This is a genomic window from Trueperella pecoris (genome assembly GCF_014926385.1).
Lineage (GTDB): Bacteria > Actinomycetota > Actinomycetes > Actinomycetales > Actinomycetaceae > Trueperella > Trueperella pecoris.
The window spans coordinates 1218043-1234550 of record NZ_CP053291.1; the positions used below are offsets into that span (position 1 = coordinate 1218043).

Sequence of the window (16508 nt, forward strand, 5' to 3'; positions counted from 1 at the left end):
ACTTCACATCCGTGGCCGAGGCCTTTACCTGCTCACGGGCGCGTCAGGAACGGACACGTCGTAGAACGACGCCGGTTGGGTCAGCAACACCTCGAGAACCGCGGCCTTGAAACTCGCCTTCTCAAGGCCGCCCCAATACACCGTCCGATTTTCGTTGAGTGTCAGGGTCACCAGCGAGCCGTTGGCGATCGAAATCTGCGATATCTGGCCGAGCACGGACGGGCTGAGCGAGCCGAGCACGGTCAGCGCATCGTTGACCGCGCGGGTCGAATCAATCTCGTCGCCGATCTGGCCGATGCGCGGCAGTGCATTGGCCAGCTCGAGGGGAACATCAACCTTGACTCCATCGGCCGTCACCGCCGTGCACGGCGTCGATCCGAGGCAGGCGACGGGAACCGCCTCGGTGATGGCGACTTTCAGGCCATGCCGATATTGCTTGGTCACCTTCACCGAAGCAACTTCGGGGATGGAATCGGTGATGTTCCGTTCGATCGCGTCCGTGTCCAGGCTCAGCAGGTTCTTCCCGTCGTTTCCAGCCACGAGCGCTTCGAGCTCGGCGCGGTTGACGATAGAGGGCGCCGCATAGCCCTCAATCTGGGCCGGATCGTAGTGGTAGCGCAGGAGCGGGGAGCCAAAAAGAATCCAGGCAGTCACCACAAGGGCGCCGATCCCCGCTCCGGCGATACCCGCTTTTTTGATGCGCAAGCGCCGGGTTTCGAGGCGCCGCTCTTCGCGCCGGGCATCCAGGCTATCGGCCCGGCCGATGACGATCTCTTGAACCTGCCAGCGATCGCGCACGTGATCAACACGATTCCGAATCCCCCGGCCCAGGCTCGATAGCCCCGGCCCAATCCTTGCCACGGTATTGCGCAGCCCGGATTGGCGCGGCTCATCGCCCGCAGGAGCCGGCAACGCGCGGGTATCCGGCTCGCGCGCCTCGGAAGGGGCGCCCGCGCTGGCACTCGGAGCGGGGGGCTCATCCGTCTCCGCCTCAAAGAACTCCTCGGCCACGTAAGGCGCCGTGGGAATGTAATCCTGGTGCGTGCGCGGGCGTTGCGTCAGCTCGCCGCCACCCTCACGCTCGGCCGGAGAGTTGGGCGTGATTCTCCGCGGCTTCTTCGGTTGGCGGGGAGCCCTCATAGCGCCTGCACCACGACACCGGCCAGCTCCGTCACGTCGCCCGCGCCCATGGTGAGCACGATGTCTCCCGGCTCGGACAGCTGGGCAATGCGGCGCGCGGCCTCGAGGCGGTCCGCCACGTATTCGGAGCCGGGCAGGAGGTCGGTGATAACGTTTGCTTCGCTGCCGTCATCGGGCACCTCGCGCGCAGCGTAGACCGAGGTCACGACCACGGAATCGGCAAGGGACAGCGCCTGGGCAAACTCCTTGGCGAAAATCTGGGTGCGCGAATAAAGGTGTGGCTGAAAGAGCACACGCACCGCTCCTTCTGTTTCGTTGCGCGCCGTCTCGAGCGTGGCGCGAACCTCGGTCGGGTGGTGCGCGTAGTCGTCAATGACGCGGCGGCCGTGGGCGTGGCCGCGTAGCTCGAAGCGCCGGCCCGTGCCGACGAACTTTGCCAACGCCCCTGCCATCTGCGCAGGGTCCTCCCCCAACTCGATGCCAACGAGCAGCGCACCCGTGGCGTTGAGAATGTTGTGTCGGCCGGGCACGGCCAGCTCGAGCTCAATCGGCTTGCCGTTGAAGACGACTCGAGCGCCGGTTGGAGTGTCCTCGATGGCGGCGTGGTTTTCGAGGCCCTCGCCATGCCCGTAGGTCCAGGCACGGATGCCCTCCTCGCGCGCGCGACGCGCCAGTGCAAGGGCGCCGGGGCTATCCGCGCAACAGATCAGGAGGCCCCCGAACTCGATCCGGGCAGCGAACTTGGCAAAGGCCTCATGGAACGCCTCCACGGACCCGTAATGGTCAAGATGATCGGGCTCGACGTTTGTTACGAGCGCCACGCGCGGAGCGTAGTTGAGGAAAGAACCGTCTGACTCGTCGGCCTCCGCGATAAACATCGTCCCGCTTCCAAGGTGGGCGCCCGAGGCTCCTCCTGCGAGGCTGCCGCCGATGGCGCGGGAGGGGTCGCGTCCCAGCTGGTCGAAGGCCACGGCGAGCATGCCCGACGTCGTCGTCTTCCCGTGAGCGCCCGCCACAGCGATGAAGTCCTTATCGGCCGCGGCGATGGCGAGCGCCTGGCTGCGGTGGATGATGTCTTGTCCGCGCTCCTTTGCCACCAGCCATTCGGGATTGGTTTCCTTAATCGCCGTGGAGACAACGACGGTCGCCGCCGGGTTCACCTGGTGTGCGTCATGGCCGACATAGACAGTCGCCCCGGCCGCGGCCAAACGACGCAGATTGGCCGAGTCGTTGCGGTCCGAGCCGACGACGACGTGGCCACGCTCGAGCAGAAGCTGGCCGACGACGGACATGCCGGCACCACCGGCCCCGATGAGGTGATAGATCATCGCACTGCCTCCGCAAGGTGCATCGCAATGCCAGCCAAACGGCTAGCGGCATTCAGTGGGGAGATACCTTGAGAACGCTCGGACATGACATCGAGGCTCGCCCCGTCGAACAGCGGGATGATCTGCGAGCGCACCTTGTCGGCAGTCAGATTCTTGTTGTCGATCAGGGTGGCGCCGCCGGCGTTGACGACGTCGCGCGCGTTGAGGGCCTGTTCCCCGTTACCCACCGGGAGCGGGACGAACACGGCCGGGATGCCGAGGGCCGACAGTTCAGCCACCATGCCCGCACCCGAACGGGACACGGCAAGATCGCAGAGCGCATAGGCGCTTTCCATATCCGTCAGGTAGTCGAGAACGACGTATCCGGCGTCGGGAGCCGCCTGGCGAACGGCCTCCTCTTTGCCCTTGCCCGTTACGTGGATGACCTGGATGCCGGCAGCGCGAAGGTCCGCTGCGGCCTCAGCGAAGACCTCATTCAGGTGCTGGGCGCCCGAGGAGCCGCCGGTAACAAGCATGACCGGCTGGGCGGGATCCAACCCAAAACGTGCAGCCGCGTCCCTGCGTAACGCCCTGCGTCCACCCGGACGCGAGGCAAGCTTCTCGATGGCCCTCTTCAGCGGCAGACCGACGCTAACGGTGATCCCCTTCGAAGCGCGCAATGGCGTGGAGGGGAAGGTCAAGGCGACGGTGGTGGCGAATCGCGCGCCCAGCTTGTTGGCCATGCCCGGGCGAGCGTTGCCCTCGTGCACGATGACTGGGATCTTGCGCTTGCGCGCCGCAAGGTAGACCGGGGTGGAGACGTATCCGCCAAAGCCAATCACAACGTCGGCCTTGTGGCGATCGAGGATCGAGCCGGCCGCCATCGTTGCGCTGCGGATCCTCCACGGCAGTTTGGGAATATCGAGCGACATCGAACGTGGCAGCGGAACGCGCGGAATGGTCTCCAGTGGGACGCCCGCGGCCGGGACGAGCGTAGTCTCTAAGCCGGCATCGGTTCCAACCGCCAGTACCTGCGTGCCGGGATATTCCTCAACAATGGCATTTGCCGTGGCCAGGAGGGGGTTAATATGACCGGCCGTTCCTCCACCCGCAAGTACGATTGTTGCCATTATCGATTACTCCTCACTAGCGTTCGTGCTCCATGGGCAAGCCTACCGCGTACTCGCCAGCTTTCCCTGACGCCCGGCACGGCGAGCGCCGCACTTGCCACACAGCCAATCATGGCCAACGTGGCCAACATGGACGAGCCTCCCATGGAAATGAACGGCAATGGCACGCCGAAGACGGGCAGGAGCCCCGAGACGACGAACATGTTGGCAAAGGCTTGCCCGCACAGCCACAACCCGGCGCCCGCGGCCATCAGCTGGGCGTAACGATCGGGATGCTTGCGGATGATGGTCACCAGCGCCCACCCCATCGCCAAGAAGATCGCAATGACGGTCAGCACGCCAAACAGCCCCAGCTCTTCTCCGATGACGGCGAAGATGAAGTCCGTATGGGCCTCGGATAGATCACGCCACTTCTCCTTGCCCGCACCGATACCGGATCCCGTGATACCGCCCGTTCCGAAGGCGAACTGGGCGAACTCCGACTGGGTAGGCGCGATCGTGTCAGGCAGTGAGAACAGGTCGTTGAAGAATTCTCCGACTCGGCGAAGGCGCGAAGGCTTTGCCGCGATCAGCATGCCGGCGGCCAGCGCGCCCAAGCCCATCGGGATCGCCAGATGCTTGAGCTTCATTCCGGCCAGGTAGAACATTCCCACGGCGATGGCCACGAAGATGATGGCCGTGCCCATGTCGCCGCCCGCAGCGACCGACCCGACAGCGGCAATGAAGCCCAGCGCCGGGAGGACCAGCGTCTTGGGCTCCTCGACCTCCCACAGCGGCAGGCGCCCCAACATGTGGGCAAGCCACAGCACGAGCGCGATCTTCAAAAACTCCGAGGGCTGGACCGAGAACGAACCGATCGACAACCAGTTGTTGTTTCCGCCTACGCCCTCGCCGCCTTGGACGAGCACCGCGCCCTGCAGCATGAGGCCGATGGCCAAGAAGACGTGAACAAAACGGCGGGTCGTTTGAAACGGGAGTAGTGCCATCAGCACCAGGCCCACGACGCCAACCAGCGTGGTGAACGCCTGGCGTGTTGCAACTTTGAACAGCTGAAGGTCCGGGTTGGCGTCCACCGCGCGAATGGAGGACGGGGCGGTCGCCGAGAACACCATCACGACACCCAAAATGGTCAGGATAGCCGTGCTAACGAGGAGCACTACGAGTGCGCGCTGCACGTCGTCGCGCCGCTGACGGGCCTTGTCTGTCAGGGCCGGGGCCTCAAGAATCGGCATGGCCACCGCCCAGCTCGTTCGCGGCCGCGGCGAACTTGTCGCCACGGTCCGCGTAGGAGACGAACTGATCCATCGACGCACACGCCGGCGCCAAAATGACCGTGTCGCCACTGCGGGCAAAGGCGGACGCCGCGGCGACGGCGTCGTTCATCGGTGCCTGAGCGTCGGTATCCACGTAATGTACGGGCACGCCAACCCCGTCGAGCGCCTCGCGCCACGGCTCCTGGTCGGCGCCAATGACGACGACGGCACGCAGGTGATCCTTGACCTTGGCGACGAGGTCGACGAAGCGCGCGCCCTTGGCGAGCCCGCCGACGATCCACACGGCGCCGTCAATGGCGCGAACCGACGCCTCGGCGGCGTGAGCGTTGGTGGCCTTGGAGTCGTCGATATAGCGCACACCGTCCACAACAGCCACCGTCTCGATACGGTGGTGTCCACCGCTGAAGCTGCGAAGCCCCTCGCGAACCGCCGCCGGATCGACGCCGATTGCCCGGGCCAGGCCCGCCGCGGCGAGCGCGTCCTTGGCGATGTGAACCGGCAGGTTGCCCTCCGGCGCGAGATGCTCAATGTCGGCCAGATCGAAGAGGACCTCGGCATGGACGTGGCGGTTGGCGGTGAAGGCGCGGTCAGCCACGGCGTCGTGGACGAAGCCGATCTGTCCGACGCTAGGCACCCCCATGGACAGGCCGATGGCGCGGGCGCCGTCGACGACGTCGGCGTCATCAACCATCGATTGAACGTTCGCGTCCCCCACGGGGTACAGGCACGCCACGTGAGCGTGATGATAAATCCGGGCCTTTGCCTTCCGGTACTCCTCGCGCGAACCGTGCCACTCGAGGTGGTCGTCGGCGAAGTTGAGGCAGATCGAGGCGGTGGGCTCCATCGAATACGTCGCCGCCAGCTGGAAGGAGGAAAGCTCGAGCGCGAACGCGGCCGGCGCGTCATCCGAAAGATCCGACACGGCGGTGACCGCGGGTGTGCCCACGTTGCCGATGGCACGGCCGCGCAGGCCCGCCGCCTTCAAGATCGACTCGGTCATCGTCACCGTCGTCGTCTTGCCATTGGTTCCGGTGATGCACAGCCAGGGCGCGAATGCGCCGTCGTTGGCTGCGCGCATGTGCCAGGCAAGCTCAATTTCCGACCACACTTCGATGCCGGCGGAGCGCAACGCGGCCCACTCGGGCCCTGTTTGGCGAAAGGCCGGGGCGATAATCACCAGGTCAGGGTTCCACCCTAGGAGGGCGTCCATGAGGCAAGTCGGATCAGGATCGGCGATCCCCTCGAGCTCGCTGTAGGCACTCCTCGCCTCGGGCTTAGCGTCCCACGCGGACAGCACGGCACCGGTGTGCTGCCTCAGCGCCTCGAGCGACGCACGCCCCGACATGCCCAGGCCGAGCACGCCGACGCGGCGGCCGTCAAATGCCGCCGCCCCTGGAATCGTCCTCGTCATTGCTTTGCCAGCCATTCAGCGTAGAAGATACCAATACCTCCGGCGACCATCAGTGCCTGAATCAACCAGAATCTGACCACGATCGTCACCTCTTCCCAGCCCTTGAGCTCGAAATGGTGGTGGAGCGGCGCCATGCGGAAGACTCGTTTGCCCGTCATCTTGAAGGCACCAATCTGGATGACGTCCGACATCGTGATGATGAAGAAGAGAGCTCCGAGGAGCAGGCCGAGCACCTGGGTCTGGGTCAGGATCGTCAAACCGGCGAATGCTCCACCGAGGGCGAGGGAGCCAGTGTCGCCCATGAAGATCGCGGCGGGAGAGGTGTTGTGCCACAAGAAGCCCAGGCAGGCGCCCATGATGGCGGCCGAGACGATGGCCAGGTCGCGCGGATCGCGCACGTCGTAGCAGCCGTGGGCGGGGTTCACCACGGACACGCAGGTCTGGTATGACTGCCAGATTGTCAAGATCGTGTAGCCGGCGAAGGCAATGGCGCTGGCGCCGGCCGCGAGCCCGTCGAGGCCGTCGGTCAGGTTGACGCCGTTCGACCATGCAGTGATGAGGAAGTTCGCCCACAGGATGAAGAGGATCAGGCCCACGGTTGTACCCGCAAAGGCCAAGTTGATTCCCGAATCACGCACGAAGGAGATGCGCATCGAGCCGGGGGTGCGATTGAGATCGTTGCGAAACTGGAGCGCCGCGACCGCGAAGCCCACGCCCACCAGACCTTGGCCGATGACTTTAGCCGCGGGCGTCAGGCCCAGGGATCGTTCGTTGCGAATCTTCGCAAAATCATCGAGGAAGCCGAGCAATCCCATGCCGACCATGAGTCCCAGCAGGAGGATGCCGGAGGCGTTGGGCGCGCGGGCGGTGACGATATTGGCCACCGTGTATCCGAGCAAGGTGGCCAATATGATGACGATGCCACCCATCGTCGGGGTACCGCGCTTGACCAGATGGGTCGTCGGGCCGTCCTCGCGAATGAACTGACCGTAGGAACGCCTGCGCAACGCGCGCACGAGCAACGGCGTTCCAAACAAAGCGACAATAAGCGATGTTGCCACCGCGATGAGAATTGCGAGCATTTAGCTATTCCTCTCCCACCAGTGCGTCAGCAACACGCCACACGCCCGATCCATGTGAACCTTTAAGCAAGATTACGTCACCTTCGCCAACAAACGTGGCAAGCACGTCGAGGGCGTTGTCCGCGCCGGCCTCGTGGGCCTCGATTCCTTCCTCGCGGGCGACCTCCGCGATCGGGCGTGCCTCCGTGCCGACGGTGAGAACGACGTCGACGCCGCACCTCTTGGCATAGCGCCCGATGGCCTCGTGTTCGCCTTGCGAGGCGTCACCGAGCTCAAGCATGGCACCGAGGACGGCAACCTTGCGCCGGCCCTCCCCCAAGCGTCCCAGGGCGTCGAGGCCCGCGCGCATCGAGTCTGGATTGGCGTTGTAGGAGTCGTCGATGATGGTCATGCCCTTGTGGCTGTGCACGTCCATCCGATGCGGGCTGGCTGGCCCCGTCGTTTCAAGGACGGCGGCGATCTGTTCAACGCCGATGCCGAAGACGTCGGCGACGCAGGCGGCCGCGAGGGCGTTGGACACGTGATGCTCGCCGACCAATCCCAGCGTGAGACGCGCACGGCCGGTGGAGGCGACCAGCGTAAACTGCGCGTGGCCAGACTCATCCACCGTGGCATCCTCGGCGTACACCCGCTGGCCGTCCTCGCCGAAGAAGACGACCTTGCCATGGGCCCGCTCGGCCATGGCGCGCACGCGTGCATCGGCGGCGTTGAGCACCACGGTCCCGCGGGTTCCGCTCACCATTTCGGACTTGGCGAGGGCGACGTTGTCGATTCCGCCGAATTCGCCCAAGTGGGCGCGGGCGACGATGAGCACGACGCCGACGTCCGGCGGTGCGATCGACGTCAAGTATTCGATGTTGCCCACGTGGTCGGCGCCCATTTCGAGGACGAGGGTTGCGGTATCAGCGCCGGCCCGCAAGACCGTCAAAGGCATGCCAATCTCGTTGTTAAACGAGCCGGGCGGGGCAATAATCGGGCCGCGCACGGCCAGCAGCGAAGCGAGAAGATCCTTGGTTGTCGTCTTTCCAACCGAACCAGTCACCGCCACCACCTTAAGGCGGTCGTTAACAGAGCGCGCACGAGCAAGAGACTCGCGAGCCAGTGAACCCAGGGCGAGGATCACGTCGTCGACGACGATGATGCGATCAGCCGGCGCCCCGCTCGCGCAGGCAACCTCCGGGGCGGCGGTGAGCACGGCGCTCGCGCCCGCCTCGATCGCCGCCCCTGCTAGCGCAGATCCATCCACGCGTTCGCCCGCGATGGCAACGAACAGCTCTCCGCCCCTGATCTGGCGCGAGTCAGAGACGGTGGCGCTCACCATATCCGAGGCGGCAGCGGCAAGCGTGTGGCCACCCGCGTCGCGAGCAGCTTGTTCGATTGAAATCGGAATCATTCTTCCTCCATGCGCCGCGCCAGTGCCCGGCGCGCAACAACACGATCGTCGATAGCTACAGCCGTCCCAGCCACGTCCTGAATGGTCTCGTGGCCACGGCCCGCAATTAGGATAATGTCATCGGGCGCGGCACCCAGCACCGTGTCGGTGATGGCCCTCTCACGGTCGCCGATTTCGACGTAGGAAAATCCCTGGGGAATACCCGCGATCATTTCACGTCTAATCTTGGCCGGATCCTCCGAATGGGGATCATCGTCAGTGATGACGGCCATGTCCGCGTACTGCGCCACGGCCGCCGCCATCATGGGGCGCTTGCCACGGTCTCGATCCCCCGCAGCTCCCGTCAGAACGATCAGCTTGCCCGATCCCTTGCCCCGGACCGCTACCATTGCCTTTACCAGGGCGTCGGTATTGTGCGCGAAATCGACCACAGTGTAGGGGCGCTGTCCGACAACCTGCATGCGCCCCGGAACTTGCGGGCTGATACCGCTGTCCTTCAAAACCTCGCTGAGCGTGTCCACGTCCGTGCCGGATTCGATCACCATGACGGCTGCGAGAGCTGCGTTGGCTATGTTGAAATCGCCCGGCAGTGCCGTGAAGGTCTCCAGCCTGCCGCCCGGCCCCTCGACCGTAAAATGTCCTCCGGGTCCACCGGCTGTTTTCTCCCGGTCGGCAGCCATGACCTGCCAGTCGGCGTCGTTACCCGCAACCGACAAGGAGACAACCGCGTCCGGGCGAAGCGCCTTCGTTTCTTCGAACAGCCGGCGGCCCCACTCGTCGTCGACGATGATGACGCCGCGGCTCGAATACTCCTCGTCAAACAACGTCGCCTTGGCCCGGTAATACTCCTCGAACGTCTTGTGGTAATCCAGGTGGTCCTGGGTCAGGTTCGTAAAGCCGGCGACGTCGAAGTGGATCGGCCTCGTTCGCTCCTGTGCCAACGCGTGGGAGGAAGTCTCCATCACGAGGTGGCTGCCCCCGCGTTCAACGAGGAGGGCGAGCATCTGTTGGAGATCAACGGGCTGCGGCGTGGTGAGCGCGGCGGGCACCGTCTCGCCAGCGATCCTGACCTCAACGGTGCCGATCAGACCGGTACGAGCGCCGAGCTTGGTGAGAATGTCGTCGATCATGTAGGCGGTGGATGTCTTGCCGTTCGTGCCCGTCACCGCGAACGACGTCAGCGACTCCGACGGGCGCCCCAAACATGAGGAGGCCACCAAGCCAGCCACGCGGGCCGGATCGTCAACCACCAGCACGGGCACGCCAAGTTCTCCCGCGATCTGCGCGCCCTCGGTGTCCGTGAGGACAGCCGCAGCACCCGCCTTGACAGCATCGGCGGCGAACCTCGCCGCATGCACGGTTGCGCCACGAATCGCGATGAAGAGATCGCCGGGCTCGATTTCTCTGTTGTCAGAACTGACCCCGGTCACCACCCCGTCGACTGCATCGACGTTCAAGACAAGAGCCACATCCGAAAGTTCGGTACTCGGTGCGCTAGGACGTTTCATCACTGCCTCATCTACTTGTTGGCCTGCGCCTGCAGTTCGGCCGCGGTCCATGGCAAACGCACGAGTGGAACCTTCGACGGCGGAATCTTCATCTGACGCATCGCGAACTCGGCCGTACCGTCGAAGACGGCGGCCGCCGTGTCGCCACCGTAGCCCGCTCCCTGCGCGTTATAGACCACGGAGGCGAAAATCAGCTTCGGGTCCTCTGCCGGGATGGCGCCCACGAACGTGCCCGCACGCTTCGTCAGAGCACCGTTAGCGTCCGGTACCTGCGCGGTACCTGTTTTACCCGCCACGTTGAACCCGTCAACGCGAGCCTTCCAGCCGGTCGAATAAGGATCCGTCACCGCCTGCATCATATCGAGCATCGTCCGAGCAGTCTCGGCCGAGATGACTTGGCGTGACTGCCCCATCGTCGTCGGGGTATATTCGCCCGTCACGCTCTCCACACCGTCAACGATATGGAGCGGAATGTAGACGCCGCCATTAGCGACTACGCTCATCATCTGCCCCAGCTGGAGCGTCGTCGCGCTCCATGCCTGGCCGAACATCGTCGTGTAATGCCCGCGCGGCCCCCACTTATCGTAGGGGTGAACGACGCCGGACTGCTCACCGGGCAGCTCAATTCCGGTGGGCTGGCCCAGCCCGTAGTTCATCATGTACTCGTAGCGCACCGAATCCTCGAGCTTGTCACCGACCTGAACCAGGCCCGTGTTGTAGGACTTCGCAAGGGTTCCAGCGACCGTCATCTTCTCCGCCGGGTGGTCGTCGTTGTCCTTGATGACCTCGCCATTGGGCATCTTCATGGGAGTCTGAACGAGGAAGAGGTCTAGCGGCTTGACCTTGCCTTCGTTGACTGCCGCCGAATAGGTGATGACCTTGCCCGTCGATCCCGGCTCAACGATTGCCGACACCGCCCGGGAGTTCCAGTCCTTGGGATTGGAGGCGGCCAGGTTGGCCGGATCGGGCGAATTCGAGTCGGCAAGCGCGAGCACTCGCCCGGTGCCCTTCTCGATCACCACGGCCGTTCCCCACTCGGCGCCCTGGCTACGCACGACAGCGTTAAGCGCGTCCTCCGTCGCCTTCTGCAAATCGGCGTCAATCGTGAGGCGGACCGAGCCACCGTCGATCGCGGGTGTCTCGCGCCGCTTCGAATTGGGGAACACCGTTCCCCCTGCCGCGGCTTCGAACTGCAGCATTCCTTCTGTTCCAGAGAGCAGGTCGTTAAACTGCTGCTCAATGCCGGCCCGGCCGATGGGGCTGGCAGAGTCTTCGGTCTGCCCCAAGTACCCCAAGATTGTTCCAGCCGTCGTCCCGTTCGGGTACTGGCGTTGCATGAAGCGTTCGGGGTAAATCCCGCGAATACCGAGCGCGTTGATCTCGCGCCACTCGTCGGGAGAAATATCAGACACGAGGAGTTGCCACTTGGACTTCTTCTCTCCGCCTAGGAGCAGGCCGCCTAGCTCGGCGGGGTCCATCTTCAGCACGGGTGCGAGAACGCGGGCCGCGGCAGCGGCCCCGGCGCCGGTGATGATCCGGTTCTCGTCACGGGCAATGAATTCCGCAATCTCCGTCTGATCTGCACGCACGTTATACCGCTCCAGCGAGGTTGCCAGGACGGCTCCCTTCGCATCGAGGATATTTCCTCGCTTGGCCTCGAGCGGATAGGTTCGCGAACGGAATTGCCTCGCAGTTTCAGACAGCGTATCGGCCTGAACAACCTGCAGGTAGAAAAGTCGCATTCCCAGCACTAACGCGAGCACGAGGACGATCCCCACGATCGTGCGCAGGCGGCGATTCGTGGTACGCCGGGCGGCGATGTCTGGCCCTTGTCCGGTCCCGAAACCCCGGCGGACACTAGCTATGATGGCAGAACTGACCTGCAGGTCGTTCGTCCTTGCCATAAGCCATCCCCTAGTTCTGGGCCGGGGCGGTAATCACCCCGGTTTCGAGATCCACGTGGCGCGCATCGACCGCGGGAACCAGACCAAGCTGCTCCGCCCGTGCACGAAGTTCGTTCGGAGTCGAGACAGCGATGACGTCCTTGGTAAGGGTGGCTTCGCGTGCCGCAACCTCGTTCAGTTCAACACTAATGTTTTTAATTTCGTATGCACCTTGAACCATACGCGTGTTGAGGTGAAATGCGACGCTCAAAGAACCGATGAAAAGCGCCAGGCACAGGAATACCGCGCCCCAGAATCCGCGTGCCGGTGCCGGAGTGGGAACGACGGACAGGCCCGGCATCTCGATCACGGGTCGAGACGACGGCGCGCTCCATGCACGTTGGTGATCGAGTGCAATGCTCATTTCGTTCCTCGCTTAGGCTCGGGGCGGTAGTGGTCTGGGTTGAACAAGTGGGTGGGCGTTTGCGCGACACGTTCGACGGCGCGTAGACGTACCGAGGCGCTTCGCGGGTTTCGAGCGAGCTCTGCCTTATCAGCCTTGAGCGCCCCTCGAGTCAGCGGCTTGAGATAAGCCTTGTGATCGTCGAGTTCGATCGGGAGCCCAGCCGGTGTCGTCGAGGTCGTGCCAAGCGCGAAGGCCTCCTTGACAATGCGGTCTTCGAGGGACTGATAGGACTCCACCGCGAGACGCCCACCGACACGCAACGATTCGATCGCCCGCGGGACGGCAATTTCGAGGACATCAAGCTCCTCGTTGACGGCAATGCGCAGCGCCTGGAACGTACGCTTTGCGGGATGGCCGCCGGTTCGGCGAGTTGCAGCCGGAATCGAGTCACGGACGAGGTCTGCCAGCTCCCGGGTTCGACTCAACGGAGCCTGCTCACGACGCCGCACAATGGCCTCCGCAATCCGCGAGGCAAACTTCTCCTCGCCATACACCCGCAATATACGAGCGATCTCAGACTTGGTGGCGGTGGCGAGAATATCGGCTGCCGTTACGCCCACCGACGGGTTCATGCGCATATCCAACGGCGCGTCTGCCGAGTAAGAAAACCCGCGCTCCTCTTCGTCCAACTGGAGCGAAGAAACGCCCAGATCCATGAGAATCGCATCCGCCTTGCCCTGGCGCCCGAATTCGGCCGCCACGAGGTCGACGTCGTCGTAGGTGGTGTGAACCGCGGTGAAACGATCACCGAACCGGGCAAGACGATCGGAAGCGAGCGAAATGGCGGCAGGATCGCGATCGATGCCAACCACGTGGATGGCGGCGAACTCGGTCAAGAAGGCCTCTGAGTGTCCTCCCATCCCGAGTGTGCAGTCGATGAGCACAGCCTCGCCCTCGAGCGCGGGCGCAAGCAGATCAAGGCAGGTACGGGTCAGGACCGGCACGTGTAGTGCGTTATTTTCAGCGTTCAGCACCGCCGTTCCCTTCCTTCATGGGATCGATCGGTCCTCCACCGTTGGCCTGAAGCTGGGGAATTGCCGCAGGACATCGGTGAAAGGCCGACCGAACTCGTGGATTAGATAAGCCCCGGAATGAGCTCATCTTCCCGATCTGCAAATTCGGACTCGTTGACATTGAGGTAGGAGTTCCACTTCTCCAAATCCCACACCTCGACACGAGCACCAGATCCGATCACAGCTACGTCGCGGCCAAGGCCGGCGTATTCGCGCAACGCCACTGGGATGGTGATGCGCCCCTGCTTGTCAGGAACCTGGTCGTTGGCCCCGGAGAGGAACACGCGAGTGTAGGTGCGCGCCTCCTTCGAAGTCATCGGTGCCTGGCGGAGGTTTTCGAGAATGTTTTCGAACTCCGACATGGGAAAGATGTACAGGCAGTGTTCCTGTCCACGCGTCATGACGAGACCGCCCTGGAGCTGGTCACGAAACTTCGCAGGGAGGATCAGACGACCCTTGTCGTCAACACGCGGTTCGTACGTACCAAGGAACATCGTCACCCCCTTTTCCCAGTAGGCTCCACTTTACTCCACTTCGCTCCCTTTGCAAGACCTACACACACCTTTGCAACATACTTTTCTGCGTAGTTTCAGGGAAAACTCAGGTGGAGGGATTTTTGTGACGTGCGGCCATTTCGGGCGCGCTTCGGCCGCGCAACATGCCCTGGACAGCGAGCAAGCGCGCCTCAGACCTCGCAAAACGTTCAGGTCGCGCGGGTAGGGGCCCGCGGTGGGGCAAAGTGGAGGGACAGCTTGGCGATTACCGTCCAGCGCTGCCTCGCAGGGGCCCGCTGGCTGGCCGGGGCCCGTGCTGTAGTAACCTGACCCGCACTTTAGTAATCTGCCGCACATTAATACAGCGCCGAGCAGGTTAATGCAGCCGCGGCATCAGCGGGCAGGCGGAAGGAACCAGCCACGGCATCAGCGGCCGGGCGCCATACACAGCCGCGACCCCCACACCCCCACGGCTTACATATAAAAAGAGTGCGGCCGAAGCCGCACTCTGACGTGTTTGACACTTAGGGCATCGCTAGCTCTGTGAAGACGAATTGCCAGCCTCATCTGCCGGCACCCCAGCCTTGCCCGCAATGAACGCTAGCCTTGCTGGCGCTTGCGCCACTGCTCCATCTGTTGTTCCATGAAACTCGGCCCCTGACTACGCCGTGGCGCCTGGCCCCCGGCCGGGACCGCAACTTTGGTAACACCTTCCGACAGATACCACAGGCCGGCAAAAACGACAACGAAGCCGAGCACCCCGACGAGGATGATCTCGGCCGCAACCCCACCGAGGACAATAAGTAGCCCGAGGACCGCAACAATGAGGCCGATCACGAGGTGCTTGGGTGAAAACGCCGTAGCTGTCGGAGCGTGCTCGTCGGTCGCAAGCGACTGCGCAAGAGTCGGGTCATCGTCAGCAAGCTGCGCCTCAAGTTGTTCGAGCATCTTGCGTTCGTAATCAGAAAGAGCCATGTCTACCCCCAGCGGTCGTTGGTCATTTCAACCATACCCCATCGATGAAAACACAGGGCAAGCCAGCCTCGCAGAACCAGCTCCGCTCACGCGCGCTTATAGCGAACGCGGATCGTCAAAGCCCCCGAGCAGGGAACCCGCGCTCAAAGAGCCTCGCCCGAACTTCGAGCGGATAGAGTCCATCGCCGCTTCGGCTCTGCCACGCCGACCGTCATCGCCCAGGGAAAGCTGTACGCCCTCATCTGCGTCGGAGAGGTTTTCTGCCTTCACACCTAACAGCCGAATACCCCCGGCGAGCACCCCCGACCCGACGCCGTCTCCCGGCTTCCCCAGCCCGTCACGATTCCCCGGCAGCGTCAAAGCGTCGAAAAGACGCCGGGCGGCGTCGTAGACATCGAAGGCGAGGTCAGTGGGGGCACCGAGCGTCACCGTGCGGGAGACGGTCGAAAAGTCCGCGGCGGACCTGACCTTGATCCCGATGGTCCGAGACACGACATGGTGTGAACGAAGGCGGCGGGCGACGTCGTCGGCAAGATGAAGCAAGACCTTGTGAGCCTGTTGCGGATCGTGGATTGGGCCGAAGAACGTCTGTTCCCGGCTGATTGACTTCTCCTGACGCTCGGGCGTGACGCGCCGGACGTCGACGCCCATCGCGAGCGCGTACAAGTGCGACCCGGCGGCCTCCCCGAGAAGGCGGCGGAGTCGGACCTCGCCGAGGGCAGCCAGATCACCGATCGTGCGGATTCCCTTGCGCTCGAGCTTGTCGTAGGTCTTCTCCCCCACACCCCAGAGGGCTCCCACGGGAAGGCCGTGAAGAAATTCAAGGGTGCGATTTTCGGGGATGAGGAGGAGGCCGTCGGGTTTGGCATGGGCGGAGGCTATTTTTGCGACGTGTTTGGTGGAGGCGATACCGACGGACGCGGGCACGTGCTCCTCGGCACGGATTCGCTCCCGGATGTGCTCGGCGATGTCCACGGGTGGGCCGAAGATCTTGCGCGCGCCTGAGACGTCGAGGAAGGCTTCGTCCACGGACAACGGCTCAACCAGGGGCGTTACGTCCCCGAGGATCTTCATGATCCGATCCGACACCTCGCCATAGAGCCCGTGAGTGGCGGGGAGAATGATGAGGTGCGGGCACAGCCGTTTGGCGCGCACCACCGGCATGGCGGAGTTGACGCCGAAGCGGCGCGCCTCGTAGGAGGCGGCGGAAATGACGCCGCGTTCTTGCCCACCCACGGCTACGGGCTTACCAACCAGTTCGGGCTTTGTGAGGAGCTCGACGGACACGAAGAAGGCATCCATATCCACGTGCAGAATGTTGGTGCGCGAGTCGTCGCTTCCCCAATCTCGTTTGGCTGTCTGTGATCTCGGTGCCCGTGACATGACCCTCCTTCCGCGTTCTCGGTCCTGCCATTGAAGAGTCTAGACTGCT

Annotated in this window: 14 protein-coding genes; all 14 read right to left on the reverse strand. The window is 63.7% G+C overall.

What is annotated here, in order from left to right; all coding sequences use genetic code 11:
• Window positions 1–24: 24 nt before the first annotated feature.
• On the reverse strand, window positions 25–1140 hold the full coding sequence (locus HLG82_RS05805; RefSeq protein WP_193325943.1) for a cell division protein FtsQ/DivIB: 1116 nt from the start codon (window positions 1138–1140) through the stop codon (window positions 25–27).
• Complete coding sequence (gene murC, locus HLG82_RS05810) at window positions 1137–2468, reverse strand: UDP-N-acetylmuramate--L-alanine ligase (RefSeq protein ID WP_193325944.1); 1332 nt, start codon at window positions 2466–2468, stop codon at window positions 1137–1139. The genes HLG82_RS05805 and murC overlap by 4 nt, the downstream gene beginning before the upstream one ends.
• Complete coding sequence (gene murG, locus HLG82_RS05815; RefSeq protein ID WP_193325945.1) at window positions 2465–3577, reverse strand: undecaprenyldiphospho-muramoylpentapeptide beta-N-acetylglucosaminyltransferase; 1113 nt, start codon at window positions 3575–3577, stop codon at window positions 2465–2467. Before murG ends, murC begins: the two co-directional genes overlap by 4 nt.
• The gene (locus HLG82_RS05820; protein ID WP_193325946.1) at window positions 3577–4809 is read right to left on the reverse strand and encodes an FtsW/RodA/SpoVE family cell cycle protein; all 1233 of its coding nucleotides are present in this window, start codon (window positions 4807–4809) and stop codon (window positions 3577–3579) included. Before HLG82_RS05820 ends, murG begins: the two co-directional genes overlap by 1 nt.
• Complete coding sequence (gene murD, locus HLG82_RS05825) at window positions 4796–6277, reverse strand: UDP-N-acetylmuramoyl-L-alanine--D-glutamate ligase (RefSeq protein WP_255313830.1); 1482 nt, start codon at window positions 6275–6277, stop codon at window positions 4796–4798. The genes HLG82_RS05820 and murD overlap by 14 nt, the downstream gene beginning before the upstream one ends.
• On the reverse strand, window positions 6259–7344 hold the full coding sequence (mraY, locus tag HLG82_RS05830; RefSeq protein ID WP_193325947.1) for a phospho-N-acetylmuramoyl-pentapeptide-transferase: 1086 nt from the start codon (window positions 7342–7344) through the stop codon (window positions 6259–6261). Before mraY ends, murD begins: the two co-directional genes overlap by 19 nt.
• Window positions 7345–7348: 4 nt before the next feature.
• Window positions 7349–8737 carry a UDP-N-acetylmuramoyl-tripeptide--D-alanyl-D-alanine ligase gene (locus HLG82_RS05835; RefSeq protein ID WP_193325948.1) on the reverse strand — a complete coding sequence of 463 codons (1389 nt, stop codon included), beginning with the start codon at window positions 8735–8737 and terminating at the stop codon, window positions 7349–7351.
• A complete protein-coding gene (locus HLG82_RS05840) occupies window positions 8734–10245 on the reverse strand; it encodes a UDP-N-acetylmuramoyl-L-alanyl-D-glutamate--2,6-diaminopimelate ligase (RefSeq protein WP_193325949.1) in 1512 nt (503 codons plus the stop codon). Before HLG82_RS05840 ends, HLG82_RS05835 begins: the two co-directional genes overlap by 4 nt.
• Before the next feature lie 11 nt (window positions 10246–10256).
• The gene (locus tag HLG82_RS05845; RefSeq protein WP_193325950.1) at window positions 10257–12149 is read right to left on the reverse strand and encodes a peptidoglycan D,D-transpeptidase FtsI family protein; all 1893 of its coding nucleotides are present in this window, start codon (window positions 12147–12149) and stop codon (window positions 10257–10259) included.
• Window positions 12150–12159: 10 nt separating this feature from the next.
• Window positions 12160–12552 carry a cell division protein FtsL gene (gene ftsL / locus HLG82_RS05850; protein ID WP_193325951.1) on the reverse strand — a complete coding sequence of 131 codons (393 nt, stop codon included), beginning with the start codon at window positions 12550–12552 and terminating at the stop codon, window positions 12160–12162.
• On the reverse strand, window positions 12549–13568 hold the full coding sequence (gene rsmH, locus HLG82_RS05855; RefSeq protein ID WP_193325952.1) for a 16S rRNA (cytosine(1402)-N(4))-methyltransferase RsmH: 1020 nt from the start codon (window positions 13566–13568) through the stop codon (window positions 12549–12551). The genes ftsL and rsmH overlap by 4 nt, the downstream gene beginning before the upstream one ends.
• 101 nt (window positions 13569–13669) lie before the next feature.
• A complete protein-coding gene (mraZ, locus tag HLG82_RS05860; protein ID WP_193325953.1) occupies window positions 13670–14101 on the reverse strand; it encodes a division/cell wall cluster transcriptional repressor MraZ in 432 nt (143 codons plus the stop codon).
• A gap of 600 nt (window positions 14102–14701) precedes the next feature.
• Window positions 14702–15076, reverse strand: coding sequence for a DUF3040 domain-containing protein (locus HLG82_RS05865; protein WP_193325954.1), 375 nt, complete (start codon window positions 15074–15076; stop codon window positions 14702–14704).
• Between the two features lie 96 nt (window positions 15077–15172).
• Window positions 15173–16459, reverse strand: coding sequence for a DNA polymerase IV (dinB, locus tag HLG82_RS05870; RefSeq protein ID WP_193325955.1), 1287 nt, complete (start codon window positions 16457–16459; stop codon window positions 15173–15175).
• Window positions 16460–16508: the final 49 nt, after the last annotated feature.